The following is a 21939-nucleotide window of genomic DNA, read 5'->3' on the forward strand; positions in this document are numbered from 1 at the left end:
TGGAACGGCTACCGACTCTCTACGAACTCCCGCCCGGCGGCCTGTGGCGTCGTGCGAAGAAAGCAGACGAAAAAACCATGTCGAACCTGCTCGACCAGGTCAACGCCGCCGCGCTGCGCTCCGACGTCCCGGCCTTCCGCCCGGGTGACACGGTCAACGTGCACGTCCGCGTCATCGAGGGCAACCGCTCCCGTATCCAGCAGTTCAAGGGCGTCGTCATCCGCCGCCAGGGCTCGGGCGTCAGCGAGACCTTCACGGTCCGCAAGGTCTCCTTCAGCGTCGGCGTCGAGCGCACCTTCCCGGTGCACTCCCCGATCTTCGAGAAGATCGAGCTCGTCACCCGTGGTGACGTGCGCCGCGCCAAGCTGTACTACCTCCGTGAGCTCCGCGGCAAGGCCGCGAAGATCAAGGAGAAGCGCGACAACTGAGCTCGGCTCCGGTGCTCCGGGGCGGCCGGATAGGCTCGCCCCCGATGGACACCGAAGCACGACTCACGCAGCGCGGCAGCTCCTCCTCCGATCCCGGCGACGGGACGGCGGGGGAGCGGCCGCGCTTCGCGTTTTTCCGGCGGCTGACCGTGGGCCGCGCCGCGCTCCTCGGGGTGGTCTGCACGGCCGCCCTCCTGCTGGTGAGCAATTTCGTCGTCCAGCCCTTCCTCATCCCGAGCCGGTCGATGCAGCCGACGCTCCGGGTGGGGGACCGGGTGCTCGTCAACAAGCTGGCGTACCGTTTCGGCAACCAGCCGCGGCGTGGTGACGTGGTGGTCTTCGACGGCACCGGTTCCTTCGTGCAGGAGCCCGCCCCGGGCAATCCGGTGGGCGACCTGGTGCACGGGGCGGCCGCGGCCCTCGGGCTCGCCGAGCCGGCGGACACCGACTTCGTGAAGCGGGTGGTGGGAGTGGGCGGGGACGACGTGGTCTGCTGCGATGCGCGCGGCCGCGTGAAGGTCAACGGCGTTCCGGTCGAGGAGGACTACCTCTATCCCGGCGACGCGCCCTCCCGGGTTCCGTTTCGCATCGCCGTCCCGTTGGGGACGCTGTTCGTCATGGGAGACCACCGCTCGCAGTCGCGCGACTCGCGGGACCACCTCGGGGACCCGGGCGGCGGCATGGTGCCGGTCGACAAGGTCATCGGGCGGGCCGACTGGATCGGCTGGCCCTTCACGCACTGGGGCGTCGTGAGAACCGGCGGGGGGCATGGGTAGCCGCGGGCGGCCGCGCGGCGCGGCCGGTGACCCCCGGCCGGGGACCCGTGCCGCGGCGCGGGCCGGCAGCCGCACGGGCGGCCGCGCGGACGACCGTACGGGCGGTCCCGCGGGTGGCCGGGCGGCGGGCCGCGCGGGCGGTCGTACGCCCACGGGCGCGGGACGGACCGCCGGGCTGGCGGCGGCGGGGGCCGGCACCTCGGTGCCCCTGGCGCCCTCCGGGCCGGGCCGGGCCGAGCGGCGCCGACTGGCCCGCCGGATCAAGCGGCGGCGCCGTACCAGGACGGCGGGCGAGGTCCCGCTGCTGGTGGTGGTCGCCCTGCTGATCGCCCTGCTGCTCAAGACCTTCCTGGTGCAGGCCTTCGTGATCCCGTCCGGCTCGATGGAGCAGACGATCCGGATCGGCGACCGGGTCCTGGTCGACAAGCTCACGCCCTGGTTCGGGGCCGAGCCCGAGCGGGGCGAGGTCGTGGTCTTCAAGGACCCGGGCGGCTGGCTGCGCGGCGAGACCCGGCGGGTGGAGCCCGACCCGGTGGGCGTCAAACAGATCAAGCAGGCACTGACGTTCATCGGCCTGCTGCCCTCCGCCGACGAGCAGGACCTGATCAAGCGGGTGATCGCGGTCGGCGGGGACACCGTCAAGTGCTGCGACGCGCGCGGTCGGGTCACCGTCAACGGCACCGCGCTGGACGAGCCGTACGTGAACCCCGGGAATTCACCCTCGGAGGTGACTTTCGAGGTGAAGGTCCCGCAGGGACGGCTGTTCGTGATGGGCGACCACCGCGCCAACTCCGCCGACTCGCGCTTCCACCTCGACGAGCCCTTCCACGGGACGATCCCGCAGGAGGGCGTCCTGGGGCGGGCCGTGGTGATCGCCTGGCCCTTCGACCACTGGCGCAAGCTGGAAGTGCCGGCCACCTTCCGACAGGTGCCGGAACCCGCGCGGCGCGGGCGCCGCCGGGGCCGCCGGGTCGCATAGGGTGTCCCCTCGGGATCACAGCATGATCCACACCCCGGATCAGGGCGTGGTCCACAGGAACGCCTGGAAAACTGGTCACCTCCCGACCCCTGCGGAACTCCCGCTCGTTAAGGGAGTGGAGCGCTCTCGGCGCATCGGTCGCGGGCGCGCGTGCTTTATCAGGAGTGAGGAGTGGACGTGGGGGATGTGGCGGTCGGCGCACGGTCCGGACGCGAGGAACCCGAGGAACGGCAGGAGGTTGCCGTGGACGGCGACAGCGGTCGACCCGCCGACGGTGACGGTCACGACCGGACCGGCGACGGAGACGGTGACGGCACGGCCGAAGGCACCGCGCGCAAGCAGCGCTCCTTCTGGAAGGAGCTGCCGCTCCTCGTCGGCATCGCCCTGGTCCTCGCGCTGCTGATCAAGACCTTCCTGGTCCAGGCGTTCTCGATCCCCTCCGACTCGATGCAGAACACGCTGCAGCGGGGCGACCGGGTCCTGGTGGACAAGCTGACCCCGTGGTTCGGCTCGGAGCCGCAGCGCGGCGAGGTCGTCGTGTTCCACGACCCGAACAAGTGGCTGGAGGGCGAGCCCACGCCGCAGCCCAACCTGGTCCAGGAGTTCCTGAGCAAGATCGGCCTCATGCCCTCGGCCGACGAGAAGGACCTGATCAAGCGGGTCATCGGCGTCGGCGGCGACCACGTCTCCTGCGCGAAGGGCGGCCCGGTCAAGGTCAACGGCAAGGCCCTCGACGAGCCGTACATCTTCCCCGGCAACACCCCGTGCGACGACAAGCCGTTCGACGTCACGGTGCCGAAGGGCCACATCTGGGTGATGGGCGACCACCGCCAGAACTCGTACGACTCGCGGTACCACATGGAGGACAAGACCAAGGGCTTCGTGCCCAACAGCAAGGTCGTGGGCCGTGCCGTCGTGGTCGCGTGGCCGGTGACCCGTTGGGCCACCCTGCCGATCCCGGACACCTTCGACCAGCCCGGTCTGTCGGCCGCCATGGGCGCCGCGCCGGTCGGCCTGGGCGTCGCGGCGGCCCTTCCGCTCGTGCTCTGGCGCAGGCGGCGGCTTACGCAGGTCGGTACCGACGGGTAGGGTGCCGTCCCAGATCGACGGACTCCGAAGGTGGGGGCGCTGGGATGGGCGGTAACGGACGCAAGGACGGCCGCGGCGGCCTGGGCAATGTCTTGTCCGGGCTGGCCGTGGCCGTCGGCTTTGTGCTCTTCCTCGGCGGATTCGCCGTCGGGGCGCTGCTCTACCAGCCGTACACGGTGCCGACCGACTCGATGGTGCCGACGGTGAAGCCCGGGGACCGGGTGCTGGCGCAGCGGGTGGACGGCGACCAGGTGCGCCGCGGCGACGTCGTGATCTTCACCGATTCCCTGTGGAGCAACGCGCCGATGGTCAAGCGCGTCGTCGGGGTCGGCGGCGACACCGTCAAGTGCTGCGGCCAGGGCGGGAAGCTCACGGTCAACGGCGAGCAGGTGGACGAGCCCTACCTCGACATCAAGCACGGCATGGCCTCCGACCTGCCGTTCGAGGTGAAGGTGCCCGAGGGGAAGCTGTTCCTCCTCGGCGACCGGCGGGGGGCCTCGCTGGACTCCCGGGCGCACCTCCAGGAGGCCGGCCAGGGCACGGTGCCGCGCTCGGCCGTGACGGCCAGGGTGGACGCCGTGGCCTGGTCCGAGCAGCGGATGCTGGAGCGGCCCGCGGCCTTCGCGGCCATGCCGGGCGGGGTGTCCGAGCCCGGGCCCCTCAAGGCCCTCCTCGCGGCGATCGTGGCCGGCGCGGTGCTGGTGCTGGGCGGGGCGGCGTACGGACCGGTCGCGAAGCTCGCGGCGCGGCGCGGCGGCGGTACCAGGAGCGGTGCGGGCGGTGCCGAGCGGGAGCGGGCCGGTGTCCGCTGAGGCGGCGGGCTCCGCAGGCCCGGCGGGCCCGGAGGAGCACGGCGGTTCCGGGGCGCCGCGGCAGGTCGCGCGGGTGATCCTGCTCGACCCCGACGACCGGATCCTGCTCCTGCACGGTTTCGAGCCGGCCGACCCGGACGACAGCTGGTGGTTCACGCCCGGCGGCGGACTCGAGGGCGGCGAGAGCCGGGAGCAGGCCGCCCTGCGGGAGCTGGCCGAGGAGACCGGGATCACGCGCGTGGAACTCGGGCCCGTGCTGTGGCGGCGGTACTGCGAGTTCCCCTTCGACGGGCGGCGCTGGGAGCAGGACGAGTGGTACTTCCTGGCCCGCACGGAGCAGACGGAGACGGTCATGGAAGGCCTCACCGAGCTGGAACGGCGCAGCGTGGCCGGAGCGAGATGGTGGACTTCCGAGGAACTGTCGGCGGCCCGTGAGACGGTGTACCCGACCAGGCTCGCCGAGCTGCTGCGCACACTGCTCGACGAGGGTCCTCCGGGTGCTCCGGTGGTGCTGGCCCCGGAAATCGTTTAGGGGCTGACCCGACTGGCGCACAATAGGGGGACGCACGGCTGAAGGGGAACATGCCATGAGCGCCGAGGACCTCGAGAAGTACGAGACCGAGATGGAGCTGAAGCTCTACCGGGAGTACCGCGACGTCGTCGGGCTGTTCAAATACGTCATTGAGACCGAGCGTCGTTTCTACCTCACCAACGACTACGAGATGCAGGTGCACTCGGTCCAGGGCGAGGTGTTCTTCGAGGTCTCGATGGCCGATGCCTGGGTCTGGGACATGTACCGACCGGCCCGCTTCGTGAAGCAGGTGCGGGTGCTGACGTTCAAGGACGTGAACATCGAGGAGCTCAACAAGAGCGACCTCGAACTGCCCGGGAGCTGATCCCTCACCCGCAGGGGTGACGGAGTTGTCCACAGGGCCGGGGTTATCCACCAAGATCCGCTCGGTGGGGGCGGCTGCGGGACATTCGGTGCCGGAGGTGGTGCCGAATGAACGCAACGGGGTACGCCCGCATGGCCCTGGGCCGGTACGGCGAGGAGCTCGCCGCACGGCGGCTGTCCGAAGCCGGCATGACGGTGATCGCGCGGAACTGGCGGTGCCGCGGCGGCGAGATCGACATCGTCGCGCGGGACGGGGACGCGCTGGTGGTCTGTGAGGTGAAGACCCGCAGGGCGGGATCCTTCGAACACCCGATGGCCGCGGTCCGGGCGGCCAAGGCGGACCGGCTCAGACGGCTGGCCGGCCGCTGGCTCGCCGACCACGGGGGACCGCCCGCCGGCGGGGTGCGCATCGACCTGGTCGGTGTCGTCCTGCCCCGGCGCGGGGCACCCGTCGTGGAGCACGTCCGGGGGGTGGCCTGAGATGGGCTTCGCACGGACCTGTTCCGTCGCGCTGGTCGGCGTCGACGGGGTCGTGGTGGAGGTGCAGGCCGACCTCGAACCGGGCGTGGCGGCCTTCACGTTGGTGGGGCTGCCGGACAAGACGCTGGTCGAGAGCCGGGACCGGGTCAGGGCGGCCGTGACCAACGCGGGCGCCGGCTGGCCGCAGAAGAAGCTCACCGTCGGGCTCAGCCCCGCCGACGTGCCCAAGAGCGGCTCGGGGTTCGACCTCGCCGTCGCCACGGCGGTCCTCGGCGCGGCCGAACTGGTCGACCCCCGCGCCATCGCCGACCTGGTGCTCATCGGGGAGCTCGGGCTGGACGGCCGGGTCCGACCGGTGCGCGGCGTCCTGCCCGCCGTGCTCGCCGCCGCCGAGGCCGGGTACCGGCAGGTGGTGGTGCCCGAGCAGTGCGCCGCCGAGGCCGCGCTCGTCCCCGACGTGTCGGTGCTCGGCGTGCGCACCCTGCGCCAGCTCATCGCCGTCCTCACCGGCGGCGAGGTGCCGGCGGAGGAACCCGCCGCCGAGCCCGGCCGCCCCGACCCGCTGCTCGCCGGGCTGCTCGTACCCGGTGCCGGACTCGGCACCGGGCTGGACCGGGCGCCCGCCCGCTCCGGCGAGGGCCTGCCCGACCTCGCCGACGTGGCGGGCCAGCGGACTGCGCGGCGGGCGCTCGAGGTGGCCGCGGCCGGCGGCCACCACCTGTTCCTCAACGGACCGCCCGGCGCGGGCAAGACCATGCTCGCCGAGCGCCTGCCGGGCCTCCTGCCCCCGCTCACCCGCCAGGAGTCGCTGGAGGTCACCGCCGTCCACTCGGTCGCCGGACTGCTGCCGCCCGGCGAACCGCTGATCGCCACCGCCCCCTACTGCGCCCCGCACCACTCGGCCACCATGCAGTCCCTGGTCGGCGGCGGGACCGGACTGCCCCGGCCGGGCGCGGTCTCCCTCGCCCACGGCGGGATCCTCTTCCTGGACGAGGCCCCCGAGTTCAGCCCCAAGGCCCTCGACGCCCTCCGCCAGCCGCTGGAGTCCGGCCAGGTGGTCATCGCCCGGGCGGCCGGGGTCGTGCGGCTGCCGGCCCGCTTCCTGATGGTGCTGGCCGCCAACCCGTGCCCCTGCGGTCGGCACACCGGGCCGGGGGCCGGCTGCGAGTGCCCCGCCTCCGTCGTCCGCCGCTACCAGGCCCGGCTCTCCGGGCCGCTGCTGGACCGGGTCGACCTCCGCGTGGACGTCGAACCGGTCTCCCGGTCCGACCTCCTCGGCCCGGGCGGCCGGGGCGAGACCACCGCGGCCGTGGCCGAGCGGGTCCGGGCGGCCAGGACGCGCGCCGCCGCCCGGCTCGCCGGCACCCCCTGGAACACCAATGCGGAGGTGCCCGGGCACGAGCTGCGCACCCGCTGGCAGGTGACCCCCGGAGCGCTCGGACCCGCCGAGCGGGACCTGGAGCGGGGCCTGCTCACCGCCCGCGGCCTTGACCGCGTGCTCCGGGTGGCGTGGACCGTGGCCGACCTGCGCGGCCGGGACCGCCCCGACGCCCTCGACGTCGCCGTGGCGCTGGAGCTCCGTACCGGCGTCTCCCGGGGCGTCCCGCACCTGATGGGAGAACTCGCATGAGCGCGCCCGAAGCCCCCGCCGCCGCCGTCCCGACGGGCCCGGAGCCCGGGCGCGCGGGGCAGGAGCCGGACACGGCCGCCGAGCGGCTGGCCCGGGCCGCCCTGACCCGGATCCTCGAACCCGGCGACGAGCACGGCGGGCGCTGGATCGCGCGGTACGGGGCGTCCGGACTGCTGCGGATCCTGCGGGCGCCGACGTACGAGGAGGGCACCCTCACCGGAGTGGGTCCCGACCGCATCAGCGGCTACCGCAGACGGGCCGCCGCGGCCGACCCCGAGCGGGACCTGGCGGCGGTCGCCGAGGCGGGCGGCCGGTTCGTCGTCCCGGCCGACCCGGAGTGGCCCAGCCAGCTCGACGACCTCGGCGACGCCCGGCCCGTCGGCCTCTGGCTGCGCGGCCGGCCGCACCTGCGCATGTGGGCCCTGCGCTCGGTCGCCGTGGTGGGAGCCCGGGCCTGCACCCCGTACGGGACGCACATGGCCGCCACCCTGGGCGCCGGTCTCGCCGAGCGCGGCTGGGTGGTGGTCTCCGGAGCGGCCTACGGCATCGACGGCGCGGCCCACCGGGGCGCCCTGGGGGCCGGTGGCGGCACCGCCGCCGTGCTCGCCTGCGGCGTCGACACCGGCTACCCGCGGGGCCACCTCGGGCTGCTGCGCCGCATCGCCGAACAGGGTCTGGTCGTGGGTGAGTTGCCGCCCGGCAGCCATCCCACCCCGAGCCGCTTCGTGCTCCGCAACCGGGTCATCGCTGCGCTCACCCGCGGCACGGTCGTCGTCGAGGCCGCCCACCGCAGCGGCTCGCTCGCCACCGCGCGCGCCGCGCAACGGCTGGGGCGCGCCGTGATGGGCGTGCCGGGGCCCGCCACCAGCGGGCTCTCGGACGGGGTGCACGAACTGCTGCGCGGCGGGGCGGAGCTGGTCACCGACGCCCCCGAGGTCGTCGAACTGGTCGGGGAGATGGGCGAACTCGCCCCCTGCCGGCGCGGCCCGGTGCTCCCGCGCGACCTGCTCCCGCCCGGCACCGCCCGCGTCCTCGAGGCGATCCCCGCGGGCCGCCCGGTCCGCCCGCCCGAGCTGGCCCTCGCCGCGGCCACGAGCACCGATGAAGTCATCGGCAGACTGTACGAACTTCACTCTCTGGGGTTCGTCGAACGGCATGGCGATGACTGGCGCCTCGCCACTCCCGCGGATGACCCTCGCCCCCTATCCGGGTCCACCCGGCGAGGCGGTCCTTGACCTGGGGCGATCCGGTGAAAGGGTGAAGCCGATGAGATGTGCCGCCCGCCCGGAGCCAGTCGGGGGGCCCGCGCGCAGAGCGCGGGCCCGGCCCCGTCGGTGCCGTCCGGCCGGCCTCGGCACCGACGCGCGATCCCGTACTCTTCGCGCACCGCGACACTCCAGTCACGCCACGTTCCCAAGGATCCCGACAGCAGAACGGCTCAAGGCGACGCATGCCCCAGCACACCTCCGGGTCTGACCGCGCTGCGGTGCCACCCGCTGCCCGCGGCAGCGTGCGGGCCGCCCCGCCCTCCTCGCTGGACGAGCTGTGGCGGTCGTACAAGGACACCGGCGACGAGCGCCTGCGGGAGCAGCTGATCCTGCACTACTCGCCGCTGGTGAAGTACGTGGCGGGCCGGGTGAGCGTCGGGCTGCCGCCCAACGTCGAGCAGGCCGACTTCGTCTCCTCCGGAGTCTTCGGACTCATCGACGCCATCGAGAAGTTCGACATCGAACGGTCCATCAAGTTCGAGACGTACGCGATCACCCGGATCCGGGGCGCGATGATCGACGAACTCCGCGCCCTGGACTGGATCCCCCGTTCCGTCCGCCAGAAGGCCCGTGCCGTCGAGCGGGCCTATGCCACCCTGGAAGCCCAGCTGCGGCGCACTCCGACCGAGGTCGAGGTGGCGGCGGAGATGGACATCGGGGTGGAGGAACTGCATGCAGTTTTCAGCCAGTTGTCGCTCGCGAACGTGGTGGCCCTCGAGGAGCTCCTGCACGTCGGCGGCGAGGGCGGGGACCGGCTCTCCCTGATGGACACCCTGGAGGACACCGCCGCGGACAACCCGGTCGAGGTCGCCGAGGACCGGGAACTGCGCCGCCTGCTCGCCCGCGCCATCAACACGCTGCCCGAACGGGAGAAGACCGTGGTGACCCTGTACTACTACGAGGGCCTCACCCTGGCGGAGATCGGGAACGTCCTGGGGGTCACCGAGAGCCGGGTGAGCCAGATCCACACCAAGTCGGTGCTGCAGTTGCGGGCCAAACTGGCGGACGTCGGCCGTTGAGCTTGCGGAGGCCTTGCGGGGCCTCCGTACAGTGGACGGGTGCCCAGGATCCGAGCGGCCTCCGTGGCCGAGCACCGCACGATGCAGCGCGCCGCACTGCTGGACGCCGCACGCTCCCTGTTGTCCGAGGGGGGCACCGATGCCCTGACGTTCCCCGCCCTCGCCCAGCGCACCGGTCTGGCCCGCTCCTCGGTGTACGAGTACTTCCGCTCGCGGGCGGCGGTGGTCGAGGAGCTGTGCGCGGTCGACTTCCCCGTCTGGGCCGCCGAGATCGAGGCGGCCATGCAGGCCGCCGGGACGCCCGAGGCGAAGATCGAGGCCTACGTCCGCCGGCAGCTGGCCCTGGTCGGCGACCGCCGCCACCGCGCGGTCGTGGCCATTTCGGCCAGCGAGCTCGATGCCGGCGCCCGCGAGAAGATCCGCGCCGCCCACGGGGGCCTGATCGCCATGATCGTCGAGGCCCTGGCCGCCCTCGGCCACGCCAGCCCCCGGCTCACCGCCACCCTCCTCCAGGGCATCGTCGACGCCGCCGTCCGCCGCATCGAGCTCGGTGCCGCCGAGGATCCCGCCGAGATCACCGAGGCCGCCGTGGCCCTCGCCCTCCGGGGCACCGGTCGCTAGGCCGTCTCTTCGACCGGACGACGCGGGCCTCGGTCGTGCCCGGAGCCCCCGTGCCGTGCGGCCGTGGCCGCCGTCCCGGTCAGCGGGAGCAGGCGCGGGGTCGGGCGGGGGAGCAGCGAGAGCGGGTCGAGGTAGTCCTCGCCCGCGCGCAGGCCCCAGTGGAGGCACGGCTGCGCGCAGTGCGCGTTCGGCTCGGTGCGGGCCACGACCTGGCCGCGGACCACGGGCTCGCCCGTCGCGACGAGCGGGCACACCGGCTCGTACGTGGTGCGCAGCGCGGTGCCCGTGAGGGTGAGGGACAGCACGCCGCGCCCCGCCACCCGTCCGGCGTAATACACGCGGCCGTCGGCGACCGCCCGCACCTCGGTGCCCGGGGCGGCGGCGAGGTCCACCCCGCGGTGCCCCGCCGCGTACGGACCCGGCGGCGGGACCCACCACCGCAGCAACCGCAACGGCGCCGGCAGCGGCCGCTCCCTCCCCGGCGCCGTGTGCGCAGGTGGCCGCCCGGCCGGTGCCGGTTCCCCGGCCGCGGCCGCGGCCCGCCCCGGCCCCGTGCGCCGGTCCCGCTCCGTACGACGGTCCGCCCCGCCCGGGCCGGCGCGCTCCACGGCGTCGGGCCCACCGGCGCAGGCGGTCGGCCGACGGGGGGCGGAGGGCCCCTCGGGGGCGGGGCGGTCCGTCGGCCGCGCCGACGGGCCCGGCCCGGCGGAGGGGTCCGGTGGACGGGCGGCCGGCGCGGCGGCGTACCGCGCCGGGACCTGGGGCCCGGGCGGCGGGACGGACCGCGCGGCCGGCGGCGGGAGCAGGGCCAGGAGCAGGGCGAGCAGGAAGGTCGTCATGGCGCGAGGGTGCCGCGGCCGGGCGGCGGTCGGGCGGGGCTGTGGACGAGCGGGCGGTTGTGGACGAACGGCGTCACCCGGCAGGGTGCGCATGGTTGCGCGCCGCGCCCGCTCGACGGCACGCGCGGCCGGTGCCTGCGCGGGCACGGCCGGCGGCCGCACCGGTGGGCCGTCGGGACCCCGGGACCCGGGCGTCCACCCCGCGGGGGACAGGGGGCGGCACCCGGCACGGGCGCCGGTCCCGTACACTTCTTGTGGCGATCCGGGTCACCGGGTCGACTTCGCACGCCCCGCCACCTGGTCGATCACGACCGGTGGCCGCGCTCCTCGGTCCTTCGTGGCACGGCGCGTCGGGGCGTCAGGCGCGGCCGTCGTCCGGCGGCTGCGGTAACCGAGTACCTCAAGGAGTACGGCCATGGCCGTCGTCACGATGCGGGAGCTGCTGGAGAGCGGCGTCCACTTCGGTCACCAGACCCGTCGCTGGAACCCGAAGATGAAGCGCTTCATCTTCACCGAGCGCAACGGCATCTACATCATCGACCTGCTCCAGTCGCTGTCGTACATCGACCGCGCCTACGAGTTCGTCAAGGAGACCGTCGCCCACGGCGGCTCCATCATGTTCGTCGGCACGAAGAAGCAGGCCCAGGAGGCCATCGCCGAGCAGGCGACCCGCGTCGGCATGCCGTACGTGAACCAGCGCTGGCTGGGCGGCATGCTCACCAACTTCTCCACCGTCTACAAGCGCCTTCAGCGTCTGAAGGAGCTCGAGGCGATCGACTTCGAGGACGTGGCCGCCTCCGGCCTCACCAAGAAGGAGCTCCTGGTCCTCTCCCGCGAGAAGGCCAAGCTGGAGAAGACCCTCGGTGGTATCCGCGAGATGCAGAAGGTGCCGAGCGCCGTCTGGATCGTCGACACCAAGAAGGAGCACATCGCCGTCGGTGAGGCGCGCAAGCTCCACATCCCGGTCGTCGCGATCCTCGACACCAACTGTGACCCCGACGAGGTCGACTACAAGATCCCGGGCAACGACGACGCGATCCGCTCCGTCACCCTGCTCACCCGCGTGATCGCCGACGCCGTCGCCGAGGGCCTCATCGCCCGTTCCGGCGCTGCCGCCGGTGACTCGAAGCCGGGCGACAAGACCGTCGGCGAGCCGCTCGCCGAGTGGGAGCGCGACCTGCTCGAGGGCGAGAAGAAGGCGGACGAGGCTCCGGCCGCCGCCGAGGCCCCCGCCGCTGAGGCCCCGGCCGCCGAGGCCCCGGCTGCCGAGGCTCCGGCCGCCGACGCCGAGCAGGCCTGACCCACTGAGGGAGCCCGTCGTTCACGCGCCGGGCACTCACAGCACGGACGATGACGGCGGGGGAGGGCGCCACAAGCGCCTCCCCCGCCGTTGACCCGTAGATCTACGACTTCGAGAGAGAATCACAGACTCATGGCGAACTACACCGCCGCTGACGTCAAGAAGCTCCGCGAGCTCACCGGCGCCGGCATGATGGACTGCAAGAAGGCCCTGGACGAGGCCGACGGCAGCGTCGACAAGGCCGTCGAGGCGCTGCGCATCAAGGGCCAGAAGGGCGTCGCCAAGCGCGAGGGCCGCTCTGCCGAGAACGGTGCCGTCGTGTCCCTCATCGCCGACGACAACACCTCCGGTGTCCTGGTCGAGCTGAAGTGCGAGACGGACTTCGTCGCCAAGGGTGACAAGTTCCAGTCCGTCGCCGCCGACCTGGCCAAGCACGTGGCCGCCACGTCCCCGGCGGACATCGAGGCGCTGCTCGCGTCCGAGATCGAGGCCGGCAAGACCGTCCAGGCCTTCGTCGACGAGGCCAACGCCAACCTCGGCGAGAAGATCGTCCTGGACCGCTTCGCGCAGTTCGCCGACGGCTTCGTCTTCTCCTACATGCACCGCACCATGCCCGACCTGCCGCCGCAGATCGGTGTCCTGGTCGAGCTGGACAAGGCCGACGCCGACCTGGCCAAGGGCATCGCGCAGCACATCGCCGCGTTCGCGCCGAAGTACCTCGCCAAGGAGGACGTGCCGGCCGAGGTCGTCGAGACCGAGCGCCGCGTCGCCGAGGAGACCACCCGCGCCGAGGGCAAGCCCGAGGCCGCCCTGCCGAAGATCGTCGAGGGTCGCCTCAACGGCTTCTTCAAGGACGCCACGCTGCTCGGCCAGGCGTACGCGCTCGACAACAAGAAGTCCGTCGAGCAGGTCCTCAAGGACGCCGGTGTCACCCTGAAGCGCTTCGCCCGCATCAAGGTCGGCATCTGAGTCCGTAACCCACGGACCCCGGACCCCGGTAGGGTCTGAAGCAGTCGCCCGTTCGCGCGGGACGACCGCAGATCTGACGAGGAGGCCATTGCCGCACAGGGAACCGCAAGGACCCCGGCAATGGCCTTCTTCGTATGTGCACGAGGAGATCTCCATGAATCAGGGCGTGGACACCCACACCGCTTCCGACGACAAGAGCGACCACGACAAGAAGGGCCGCGGCCGCTTCCTCCTGAAGCTGTCGGGTGAGGCCTTCTCCGGCGGCGGGGGCCTGGGCGTCGACCCCGACGTCGTGCACGCGATCGCTCGCGAGATCGCGGGCGTCGTCCGGGACGGCGCCGAGATCGCCGTGGTCATCGGCGGCGGCAACTTCTTCCGCGGCGCCGAGCTGCAGCAGCGCGGCATGGACCGTGCCCGCTCCGACTACATGGGCATGCTCGGCACGGTCATGAACTGCCTGGCCCTCCAGGACTTCCTGGAGAAGGAGGGCATCGACTCGCGCGTCCAGACGGCCATCACCATGGGCCAGGTCGCCGAGCCGTACATCCCGCTGCGCGCCGTGCGCCACCTGGAGAAGGGCCGCGTCGTGATCTTCGGCGCCGGTATGGGCATGCCCTACTTCTCCACCGACACCACGGCCGCCCAGCGTGCCCTCGAGATCGACGCCGAGGCCCTGCTCATGGGCAAGAACGGCGTGGACGGCGTCTACGACTCGGACCCCAAGGCGAACCCGGACGCGGTCAAGTTCGACGCGCTCGAGTACGGCGAGGTCATCACCCGTGACCTCAAGGTCGCCGACGCCACCGCCATCACGCTGTGCCGTGACAACAAGCTGCCGATCCTCGTCTTCGAGCTGCTCGCGGAGGGGAATATCGCGCGCGCCGTCAAGGGTGAGAAGATCGGCACGCTCGTGAGCGACCAGGGCGACCGGGCCTGAGCGGGCCCGCCCCCCGCCTGAACCATCCACTCAAGACATGCAGGAGCACGTGGTGATCGAAGAAATCCTCCTCGAGGCCGAGGAGAAGATGGAGAAGGCCGTCGTGGTCGCCAAGGAGGACTTCGCCGCGATCCGCACCGGCCGTGCGCACCCGGCGATGTTCAACAAGATCGTGGCGGACTACTACGGTGCCATCACGCCCATCAACCAGCTCGCGTCCTTCTCGGTGCCCGAGCCGCGCATGGCCGTGGTGACCCCGTTCGACAAGAGCGCCCTGCGCAACATCGAGCAGGCCATCCGCGACTCCGACCTCGGCGTCAACCCGAGCAACGACGGCAACATCATTCGCGTGGTGTTCCCCGAGCTGACCGAGGAGCGCCGCCGCGAGTACATCAAGGTCGCCAAGGGCAAGGCCGAGGACTCGAAGGTCTCCATCCGCTCCGTGCGCCGCAAGGCCAAGGAAGCCCTCGACAAGCTGGTCAAGGACAAGGAGACCGGCGAGGACGAGGTCCGCCGCGCCGAGAAGGAGCTCGACGACACCACCGCGAAGTACGTCGCGCAGGTCGACGAGCTGCTCAAGCACAAGGAAGCCGAGCTCCTCGAGGTCTGATGAACGACTCTCCCTGGGGGGCGGAGCCGGTTCCGGCGGGTCCCGCATACGATGTGTACGTAGGCCAGCAGACTCGGCCCATGCCCATCGTGCCCGACGCCGCCGGATCAGACTTCGATGACCGGGAAGCACGCGAGAGGGGGGCCGCTCCGGGAAGCGGCCCCCTGTTCCGCGACGAGACGCCGCCGCAGGAGCCCATGCCCAGCCCCCCGCCTCCGCCGTCGCAGGCACCGCAGGACACCCCCCAGCCCCCGCAGAAGAAGCGGGCCGGGCGGGACCTGCGCGCCGCCATAGGGGTCGGCGTCGGCCTCGGCGCCGTGATCGTCGCCTCGCTGTTCATCGTCAAGGCCGTCTTCGTCGGGGTCATCGCCGTCGCCGTGGTCGTCGGCCTGTGGGAGCTCACCTCCCGCCTCGAAGAGCGCAAGGCCATCAAAGCCCCGCTGGTGCCGCTCGCGGTCGGTGGGGCGGCGATGGTCGTCGCCGGGTACGTGCGCGGCGCCGAGGGCGCCTGGGTCGCGATGGCCCTCACCGCCCTCGCGGTGCTCGTGTGGCGGATGACGGAGCCTCCGGAGGGATACCTCAAGGACGTCACGGCGGGCGTGTTCGCCGCGTTCTACGTGCCCTTCCTCGCCACGTTCGTGGCGCTGCTGCTGACCGCCGACGACGGCCCGCAGCGGGTGATCACCTTCCTGCTGCTCACCGTGGTGAGCGACACGGGTGCGTACGCGGTCGGCTGGCGGTTCGGCAAGCACAAGCTGGCCCCCCGCATCAGCCCCGGCAAGACCCGCGAGGGCCTGGCCGGTGCGGTGGCCTTCGCGATGGCCGCGGGCGCGCTGTGCATGCAGTACCTGATCGACGGCGGCAGCTGGTGGCAGGGCCTGGTCCTGGGCCTCGCGGTCGCGGTCAGCGCCACCCTCGGCGACCTGGGCGAGTCCATGATCAAGCGGGACCTGGGCATCAAGGACATGGGCACGCTGCTGCCGGGCCACGGCGGCATCATGGACCGGCTGGACTCGCTGCTGCCGACCGCGCCGGTCGTGTGGCTGCTGCTGGCTCTGTTCGTCGGCACGGGCTGAAGCCCGGGGCCGGTTACTCTGGAAAGGCGCGCCGCTCGTGCGGCGCGCCTTTCGTCGTACGAGGAGTACCTGCCATGGCCCGCCCCGCTCCCGGAGAGCTCACCTTCGTCGCGCCCAAGGGAGCGAAGAAGCCGCCCCGGCACCTGGCCGACATGTCGCCGGCCGAGCGGAAGGAGGCGGTCGCCGCGATCGGCGAGAAGCCGTTCCGCGCCAAGCAGCTCTCCCAGCACTACTTCGCCCGCTACGCGCACGACCCGGCCGAGTGGACCGACATCCCGGCCGGCTCGCGCGAGAAGCTGCGCGAGGCCCTGCTGCCCGACCTGATGTCGGTCGTCCGGCACATCTCCTGCGACGACGACACCACCCGCAAGACCCTATGGCGCCTGCACGACGGCACGCTCGTCGAGTCCGTCCTCATGCGCTACCCCGACCGGGTCACGATGTGCATCTCGTCCCAGGCGGGCTGCGGCATGAACTGCCCGTTCTGCGCCACCGGCCAGGCGGGCCTGGACCGCAACCTGTCCACCGCCGAGATCGTCCACCAGATCGTCGACGGCATGCGCGCCCTGCGCGACGGCGAGGTCCCCGGTGGCCCGGCCCGGCTGTCGAACATCGTCTTCATGGGCATGGGCGAGCCGCTGGCGAACTACAACCGCGTCGTCGGCGCCATCCGCCGGCTGACCGACCCCGAGCCCGACGGCCTGGGCCTGTCCCAGCGCGGCATCACCGTCTCCACCGTCGGCCTCGTCCCGGCGATGCTCCGGTTCGCCGACGAGGGCTTCAAGTGCCGGCTCGCCGTCTCGCTGCACGCCCCCGACGACGAGCTGCGCGACACCCTCGTGCCCGTGAACACCCGCTGGAAGGTCCGCGAGGTCCTCGACGCGGCCTGGACGTACGCCGAGAAGTCCGGCCGCCGCGTCTCCATCGAGTACGCCCTGATCCGCGACATCAACGACCAGGCCTGGCGGGGCGACCTCCTCGGCCGCCTCCTCAAGGGCAAGCGGGTGCACGTCAACCTCATCCCGCTCAACCCGACCCCGGGTTCCAAGTGGACCGCCTCCCGCCCCGAGGACGAGCGGGCCTTCGTCGAGGCGATCGCCGCCCACGGCGTGCCGGTCACGGTGCGCGACACCCGTGGCCAGGAGATCGACGGAGCGTGCGGACAGCTCGCCGCGAGCGAGCGGTAGTCTGACTCCCGTACATCTGCATATTCCGACAGGGGAGCGCCACAGCGCTGAGAGTGCGGCACCGTCACGCCGCAGACCCTCTGAACCTCGCCCGGGTCATTCCGGGTAGGGAGTTCGGTCACCACTCGAGCTGTTGCGCCCTGCTCCGGCGTCCGCTCCACGAGCGCCGGGGCAGGGCCGCGTCTTCTCCTGGTCACTCCAGGAGGAATGTTTCACGTGAACACCAAGAAGATGGCGGGCGCCGCGCTCGTCGCGGCCCTCGGCTTGTCCACGCTGGCCGCCTGTGGCGGTGGCGACGGCAAGGACGAGGGCGGCTCGGCCAGCTCCGGACCGCAGTCCAAGACCGTCACGGTCGTCTCCCACGACTCCTTCACCTACACCCCCGCGGTGCTGAAGGAGTTCGAGAAGCAGTCCGGCTACACCGTCAAGGTCCTCAAGAGCGGCGACGCGGGCGCGGCCCTCAACCAGGAGATCCTGACCAAGGGCTCGCCGCGCGGCGACGTGTTCTTCGGCGTCGACAACACGCTGCTCTCGCGCGCCCTCGACAACGGCCTGTTCACCCCGTACGAGGCCAAGGGCCTGGCCGGCGTCCCCGAGCAGTACCAGCTCGACAAGGAGCACCGGGTCACCCCGATCGACTCCGGCGACATCTGCGTCAACTACGACAAGAAGTACTTCGCCGACAAGAAGATCGCCCCGCCGCAGAGCCTCGACGACCTGGTCAAGCCGGAGTACAAGAACCTGCTGGTCACCGAGAACGCGGCCACCTCCTCCCCGGGCCTGGGCTTCCTGCTCGCCTCCGTCGGCAAGTACGGCGACGAGGGCTGGAAGGACTACTGGAGCAAGCTCAAGGCCAACGGCGTCGAGGTCGTCGACGGCTGGGAGCAGGCCTACAACGAGCGCTTCTCCGGCTCCGCCGGGGGCAAGAAGGCCAAGGGCGACCGGCCGCTGGTCGTCTCGTACGCCTCCTCCCCGCCGGCCGAGGTGCTGTTCTCGGAGCCGCAGCCGGCCGTGGCGCCCACCGGTGTCGCCACCGGCACCTGCTTCCGCCAGGTCGAGTTCGCGGGCCTGCTCAAGGGCGCGAAGAACGAGGCGGGCGGCAAGGCGCTGCTGGACTTCCTGATCAGCAAGAAGTTCCAGGAGGACATGCCGCTCCAGATGTTCGTCAACCCCGTCGTCAAGGACGCGAAGCTGCCGGAGGTCTTCACGAAGCACGGGGTGGTGATCGACAAGCCGTGGACCGTCGCCCCGGACCAGATCGCCAAGAACCGTGAGCAGTGGGTCCGGGCATGGTCCTCGCTCGTCCTGAAGTAGGACCCGGAGCAGGCACGGGAACGGTCCCGGGCACGGACCGGAGGGAGCGCGTGCGCCCCTCCGGCCGTGCCGCCGCCGTGCGGCTCGGCCTCATGGCCGTGCCGCTGGCGTTCTTCGGCCTCTTCTTCGCCTACCCCGTGGCGGCGATCGTCGGCCGCGGGATCAAGACCGACGACGGCTGGCAGTTCGGCCGGATCGGCGAGGTGATCACCCGGCCCGACATCGTCGACGTGCTGTGGTTCACCACCTGGCAGGCGCTCGCGTCCACGGCGCTCACGCTGCTGCTCGCGCTCCCCGGCGCGTACGTGTTCGCGCGCTTCGACTTCCCCGGCAAGCAGGTGCTGCGCGCCGTGGTGACCGTCCCGTTCGTCCTGCCGACGGTGGTCGTCGGCTCCGCCTTCCTGGCGCTGGTGGGTCGGGGCGGGCTGTTGGACGAGCTGTGGGGCGTACGACTGGACACGACCGTGTGGGCGATCCTGCTCGCCCACGTCTTCTTCAATTACGCCGTGGTCGTCCGTACCGTCGGCGGCCTGTGGGCGCAACTGGACCCGCGTCAGGAGGAGGCCGCCCGGGTGCTCGGCGCCGGCCGGTTCGCCGCCTGGCGGCGGGTGACGCTGCCCGCGCTGGCACCGGCCGTGGCGGCCGCCGCGCTGATGGTCTTCCTCTTCACCTTCACCTCCTTCGGCGTCGTGCAGATCCTCGGCGGTCCGGCGTACGCCACCCTCGAGGTCGAGGTCTACCGGCAGACCGCGCAGTTGCTGGACCTGCCGACGGCCGCGGTGCTCACCCTGGTGCAGTTCGCCGCGGTGGGCGTGATCCTCGGTGTGCACTCCTGGACCGTGCGCCGACGCGAGACCGCGCTGCGGCTGGTCGACCCGGACCGGACGGCCCACCGGCCGCGCGGGACCGGGCAGTGGGCGCTGCTGGGCTGCGTGCTCCTGTCCGTCGCCCTGCTCATCGCCGTACCGCTGGGCGTGCTGGTGGAACGGTCCTTCGACGCCCCTGGCGGGTACGGCCTCGACTTCTACCGGGAGCTCGGGTCCGCCGACGGGGGCACGTTCCTGGTGCCGCCGCTGGAGGCGATCTGGAACTCGCTGGAGTACGCCCTCGCCGCCACCGCGATCGCCGTGGGCGTCGGGGGCCTGGCCGCGGCCGCCCTCACCCGGCGCGGCGGGCGGCTGGTGCGCGGCTTCGACGCCCTGCTGATGCTGCCGCTGGGCGTGTCCGCGGTGACCGTGGGGTTCGGCTTCCTGATCACGCTGGACGAGCCGCCGCTGGACCTGCGGACCTCGTGGATCCTGGTGCCGCTGGCCCAGGCGCTGGTCGGCGTGCCGTTCGTGGTGCGCACGATGCTGCCGGTGCTGCGTGCCGTGGACGGCCGGCTGCGGGAGGCGGCCGCGGTGCTCGGGGCCTCGCCGCTGCGGGCCTGGCGCGAGGTGGACCTGCCGCTGGTGCGGCGGGCGCTGCTGATCGCGGCCGGGTTCGCGTTCGCCGTCTCGCTCGGCGAGTTCGGGGCGACCGTGTTCATCGCCCGGCCCGACCGGCCGACGCTGCCCGTGGCGGTGGCGCGGCTGCTGGGGCGGGCAGGGGAGCTCAACTACGGGCAGGCGATGGCCCTGAGCACGATTCTGATGGTGGTGTGCGCCGTGTCGCTGCTCGTCCTGGAGCGGCTGCGGCCCGAGCGGTCCGGATCGGGGGACTTCTGATGACGCTGCTGGAACTGGACGGGGTGTCCGTCCGCTTCGGAGCGCGGACCGTGCTCGACGCCGTCGAGCTGTCCGTGGCCGAGCACGAGATCGTGTGCGTACTGGGGCCCAGCGGCAGCGGCAAGTCCACGCTGCTGCGGGTGGTGGCCGGCCTGCAGCCGGCCGCCGCCGGGCGGGTCCGGCTCGCGGGGGCCGACCAGGCCGGGGTGCCGGTGCACAAGCGGGGGGTGGGCCTGATGTTCCAGGACCACCAGCTGTTCCCGCAGCGGGACGTGGCCGGGAACGTGGCTTTCGGGTTGCGGATGCGCGGGGCCGGGCGCGCGGAGCAGCAGGCCCGGGTGGCGGAGCTGCTGGAGCTGGTGGGGCTGCCGGGCGCGGGGCGACGGTCCGTGGCGGCCCTGTCGGGCGGTGAGCAGCAGCGGGTGGCGCTGGCCCGGGCGCTGGCGCCGCGGCCGCGGCTGCTGATGCTCGACGAGCCGCTGGGGCAGCTCGACCGGGGGCTGCGGGAGCGGCTCGTGGTGGAGCTGCGCGAGCTGTTCCACCGGCTCGGTACGACGGTGCTGGCCGTCACGCACGACCAGGGCGAGGCCTTCGCGCTCGCCGACCGGGTCGTGGTGATGCGGGACGGCCGGATCGCGCAGGCCGGCACCCCGCTGGAGGTCTGGCAGCGGCCGGCCTCGGAGTTCGTGGCGCGCTTCCTCGGCTTCGACAACGTGGTGCCGGCGACGGTGAGCGGGCTCGCGGCCGACACGCCGTGGGGCAAGATCCCGGTGCCGGAGGGGACCGGCGAGGGTGAGTTCCGGGTGCTCGTGCGGCCCACCGGGGTGCGGCTGGTGCCGGTTGCGGAGGGGCTGCCGTGCGAGGTCGTGTCGCGGACCTTCCGCGGTACGCACGTGGCGCTCGTGCTGCGGCCGCGGGCGGGTGGGCCCGTGCTGGAGGCCGAGTGCGACCTGTTGCTCGCGCCCGAGGTCGGGGTCGTGACCGGGGTCGCCTTCGATCCCTCCGAGGTGGTCGCCCTCCGCGAGGCGTAGTCCGTGCGGCCGTGGTCCGGATCAGCCTCGGACCGGGGTCGGTGGGGCCGGGGTGGGGGTCGGGAGCGGGGCGGGGGTGGTGGGGGCCGGGTCGTGGTTGCCGTACCAGGCGACGGCCACCGCGCCGGCCACGGCGAGGAGGAAGCCGAGGACGGCGAGCCAGGCGAGGCCGGGGCGGGAGGCGTCGCCCAGCCAGAGGACGCCGATGGCGCCCGGGAGGACCGTCTCGCCGACGACCAGCGCGGCCGTGGCCCCGTTGACCGATCCGAGCTGCAGGGCGACCGTGTGCAGGTACATGCCGCCGACCCCGGCGATGACGATGGCGTACAGGGCCGGGTCGGTCAGGACGGTGGTGACGTCGAACGGGTCGACGCCGTCGAGGATGCGGACGCCGACGCCGAGCGCGCCGAAGCCGAGGCCCGACAGCAGGCCGGCCAGGATCGCGGCCCGGGGGCCCAGGAGGCGTACGGCGACCGTACCGCCGAGCATCAGCGCGACCGTGACGGCCAGCAGCCACCAGTGCGTCGCGGAAGCGGCGTGGTGGCCGCCCTCGTGGCCGGCAGCGGTGGCGAGCATGACGAGCGCCCCGCACACGACGCCGATCGAGGCCCATTCCCTGCGGGTGAGGCGGATGCCCAGCAGCTTCACGCTCAGGACCGCGGTGATCACCAGGTTGGCGCTGATGACGGTCTGGGACAGGAAGAGGGGCAGCAGCCGGGCTGCCAGGGCGCCCAGGCCGAAGCCGACGAAGTCCAGCACCGTGCCGAGGATGAACTCCCAGGTCAGCGCGGCCTTGGCGGTGGACGACAGGTTCGGGCCGCCGTGCTGGGTCAGACCCGTGGGGTCCGGCTCGGCACCGGCGGCCCGGCGGGAGCCCACCGCTTGCAGGACCGATCCGGTGCCGTAGCAGATCGAGGCCGCGATGGCGGTCAGCAGGCCTATGAGCACGAGGGGCTCCGTTCACGTCTGGCAG

The 21939-nt window shown here is 72.7% G+C and carries 22 protein-coding genes, 1 pseudogene and 1 riboswitch; of the genes and pseudogenes, 21 read left to right on the top strand and 2 right to left on the bottom strand.

From position 1 onward, the window contains the following. Positions 1 to 77 precede the first annotated feature (77 nt). The 12 genes and pseudogenes from rplS (at position 78) to ACIQCH_RS21985 (ending at position 9997) form a co-directional block, all read left to right on the top strand. The gene (gene rplS, locus ACIQCH_RS21930; protein ID WP_030195152.1) at positions 78 to 428 is read left to right on the top strand and encodes a 50S ribosomal protein L19; all 351 of its coding nucleotides are present in this window, start codon (positions 78 to 80) and stop codon (positions 426 to 428) included. Between the two features lie 44 nt (positions 429 to 472). Next, positions 473 to 1204, top strand: a complete 732-nt coding sequence (gene lepB, locus ACIQCH_RS21935; protein ID WP_402583257.1) for a signal peptidase I — start codon at positions 473 to 475, stop codon at positions 1202 to 1204. 175 nt (positions 1205 to 1379) lie between these two features. Continuing rightward, positions 1380 to 2461, top strand: a pseudogene (lepB, locus tag ACIQCH_RS21940) (signal peptidase I). Next, the gene (gene lepB / locus ACIQCH_RS21945; RefSeq protein ID WP_402583384.1) at positions 2370 to 3272 is read left to right on the top strand and encodes a signal peptidase I; all 903 of its coding nucleotides are present in this window, start codon (positions 2370 to 2372) and stop codon (positions 3270 to 3272) included. Before lepB (ACIQCH_RS21940) ends, lepB (ACIQCH_RS21945) begins: the two are co-directional and overlap by 92 nt. A 44-nt stretch (positions 3273 to 3316) precedes the next feature. Then, the gene (gene lepB / locus ACIQCH_RS21950; RefSeq protein ID WP_402583259.1) at positions 3317 to 4084 is read left to right on the top strand and encodes a signal peptidase I; all 768 of its coding nucleotides are present in this window, start codon (positions 3317 to 3319) and stop codon (positions 4082 to 4084) included. Then, positions 4074 to 4616 (top strand): NUDIX hydrolase, encoded by a 543-nt coding sequence (locus tag ACIQCH_RS21955; RefSeq protein ID WP_402583261.1) that lies wholly within the window; start codon positions 4074 to 4076, stop codon positions 4614 to 4616. The genes lepB (ACIQCH_RS21950) and ACIQCH_RS21955 overlap by 11 nt, the downstream gene beginning before the upstream one ends. A gap of 55 nt (positions 4617 to 4671) precedes the next feature. Beyond that, entirely contained in the window at positions 4672 to 4980 is a 309-nt protein-coding gene (locus ACIQCH_RS21960; protein ID WP_005311352.1) for a DUF2469 domain-containing protein, read from the top strand. Positions 4981 to 5087: 107 nt separating this feature from the next. Beyond that, the gene (locus ACIQCH_RS21965; RefSeq protein WP_402583263.1) at positions 5088 to 5459 is read left to right on the top strand and encodes a YraN family protein; all 372 of its coding nucleotides are present in this window, start codon (positions 5088 to 5090) and stop codon (positions 5457 to 5459) included. A gap of 1 nt (position 5460) precedes the next feature. Continuing rightward, positions 5461 to 7089 (top strand): YifB family Mg chelatase-like AAA ATPase, encoded by a 1629-nt coding sequence (locus ACIQCH_RS21970; protein WP_402583264.1) that lies wholly within the window; start codon positions 5461 to 5463, stop codon positions 7087 to 7089. Then, positions 7086 to 8324, top strand: a complete 1239-nt coding sequence (gene dprA / locus ACIQCH_RS21975; protein ID WP_402583265.1) for a DNA-processing protein DprA — start codon at positions 7086 to 7088, stop codon at positions 8322 to 8324. The genes ACIQCH_RS21970 and dprA overlap by 4 nt, the downstream gene beginning before the upstream one ends. A gap of 215 nt (positions 8325 to 8539) precedes the next feature. Continuing rightward, complete coding sequence (gene whiG / locus ACIQCH_RS21980; RefSeq protein ID WP_402583267.1) at positions 8540 to 9376, top strand: RNA polymerase sigma factor WhiG; 837 nt, start codon at positions 8540 to 8542, stop codon at positions 9374 to 9376. An 81-nt stretch (positions 9377 to 9457) separates the two neighbouring features. Beyond that, a complete protein-coding gene (locus tag ACIQCH_RS21985) occupies positions 9458 to 9997 on the top strand; it encodes a TetR/AcrR family transcriptional regulator (protein WP_402583386.1) in 540 nt (179 codons plus the stop codon). On the opposite strand, the gene ACIQCH_RS21990 is transcribed toward ACIQCH_RS21985, so the two are convergent. Then, positions 9994 to 10836: a murein hydrolase activator EnvC family protein gene (locus tag ACIQCH_RS21990; protein ID WP_402583269.1), complete on the bottom strand. Its 843-nt coding sequence runs from the start codon at positions 10834 to 10836 to the stop codon at positions 9994 to 9996. The two genes, ACIQCH_RS21985 and ACIQCH_RS21990, sit on opposite strands and share 4 nt — an antisense overlap. 415 nt (positions 10837 to 11251) lie before the next feature. Here ACIQCH_RS21990 and rpsB point away from each other — a divergent pair, with 415 nt between their 5' ends. The 9 genes from rpsB (at position 11252) to ACIQCH_RS22035 (ending at position 20966) form a co-directional block, all read left to right on the top strand. Further along, complete coding sequence (gene rpsB / locus ACIQCH_RS21995) at positions 11252 to 12136, top strand: 30S ribosomal protein S2 (RefSeq protein ID WP_402583271.1); 885 nt, start codon at positions 11252 to 11254, stop codon at positions 12134 to 12136. A 132-nt stretch (positions 12137 to 12268) separates the two neighbouring features. Continuing rightward, positions 12269 to 13105 carry a translation elongation factor Ts gene (gene tsf / locus ACIQCH_RS22000; protein ID WP_402583273.1) on the top strand — a complete coding sequence of 279 codons (837 nt, stop codon included), beginning with the start codon at positions 12269 to 12271 and terminating at the stop codon, positions 13103 to 13105. Positions 13106 to 13259: 154 nt separating this feature from the next. Further along, positions 13260 to 14042 carry a UMP kinase gene (gene pyrH / locus ACIQCH_RS22005; RefSeq protein WP_030195191.1) on the top strand — a complete coding sequence of 261 codons (783 nt, stop codon included), beginning with the start codon at positions 13260 to 13262 and terminating at the stop codon, positions 14040 to 14042. Between the two features lie 52 nt (positions 14043 to 14094). Continuing rightward, positions 14095 to 14652: a ribosome recycling factor gene (gene frr, locus ACIQCH_RS22010; protein ID WP_402583388.1), complete on the top strand. Its 558-nt coding sequence runs from the start codon at positions 14095 to 14097 to the stop codon at positions 14650 to 14652. Further along, on the top strand, positions 14652 to 15728 hold the full coding sequence (locus tag ACIQCH_RS22015) for a phosphatidate cytidylyltransferase (RefSeq protein ID WP_402583275.1): 1077 nt from the start codon (positions 14652 to 14654) through the stop codon (positions 15726 to 15728). Before frr ends, ACIQCH_RS22015 begins: the two co-directional genes overlap by 1 nt. A 74-nt stretch (positions 15729 to 15802) precedes the next feature. Continuing rightward, positions 15803 to 16915, top strand: a complete 1113-nt coding sequence (gene rlmN, locus ACIQCH_RS22020; protein WP_030195201.1) for a 23S rRNA (adenine(2503)-C(2))-methyltransferase RlmN — start codon at positions 15803 to 15805, stop codon at positions 16913 to 16915. Positions 16916 to 16935: 20 nt separating this feature from the next. Continuing rightward, positions 16936 to 17045, top strand: a riboswitch (TPP riboswitch). Between the two features lie 77 nt (positions 17046 to 17122). Continuing rightward, on the top strand, positions 17123 to 18229 hold the full coding sequence (locus ACIQCH_RS22025; protein ID WP_402583277.1) for a thiamine ABC transporter substrate binding subunit: 1107 nt from the start codon (positions 17123 to 17125) through the stop codon (positions 18227 to 18229). A gap of 92 nt (positions 18230 to 18321) precedes the next feature. Next, on the top strand, positions 18322 to 19935 hold the full coding sequence (locus tag ACIQCH_RS22030) for an ABC transporter permease (protein WP_402583390.1): 1614 nt from the start codon (positions 18322 to 18324) through the stop codon (positions 19933 to 19935). Next, complete coding sequence (locus ACIQCH_RS22035; RefSeq protein ID WP_402583279.1) at positions 19935 to 20966, top strand: ABC transporter ATP-binding protein; 1032 nt, start codon at positions 19935 to 19937, stop codon at positions 20964 to 20966. The genes ACIQCH_RS22030 and ACIQCH_RS22035 overlap by 1 nt, the downstream gene beginning before the upstream one ends. Positions 20967 to 20987: 21 nt before the next feature. Here ACIQCH_RS22035 and ACIQCH_RS22040 read toward each other — a convergent pair whose 3' ends face one another. Beyond that, a complete protein-coding gene (locus ACIQCH_RS22040) occupies positions 20988 to 21914 on the bottom strand; it encodes a hypothetical protein (RefSeq protein ID WP_402583281.1) in 927 nt (308 codons plus the stop codon). Between the last annotated feature and the right edge of the window lie 25 nt (positions 21915 to 21939).

The sequence above is a fragment of the Streptomyces sp. NPDC093225 genome (genome assembly GCF_044753805.1).
Taxonomy (GTDB): domain Bacteria; phylum Actinomycetota; class Actinomycetes; order Streptomycetales; family Streptomycetaceae; genus Streptomyces.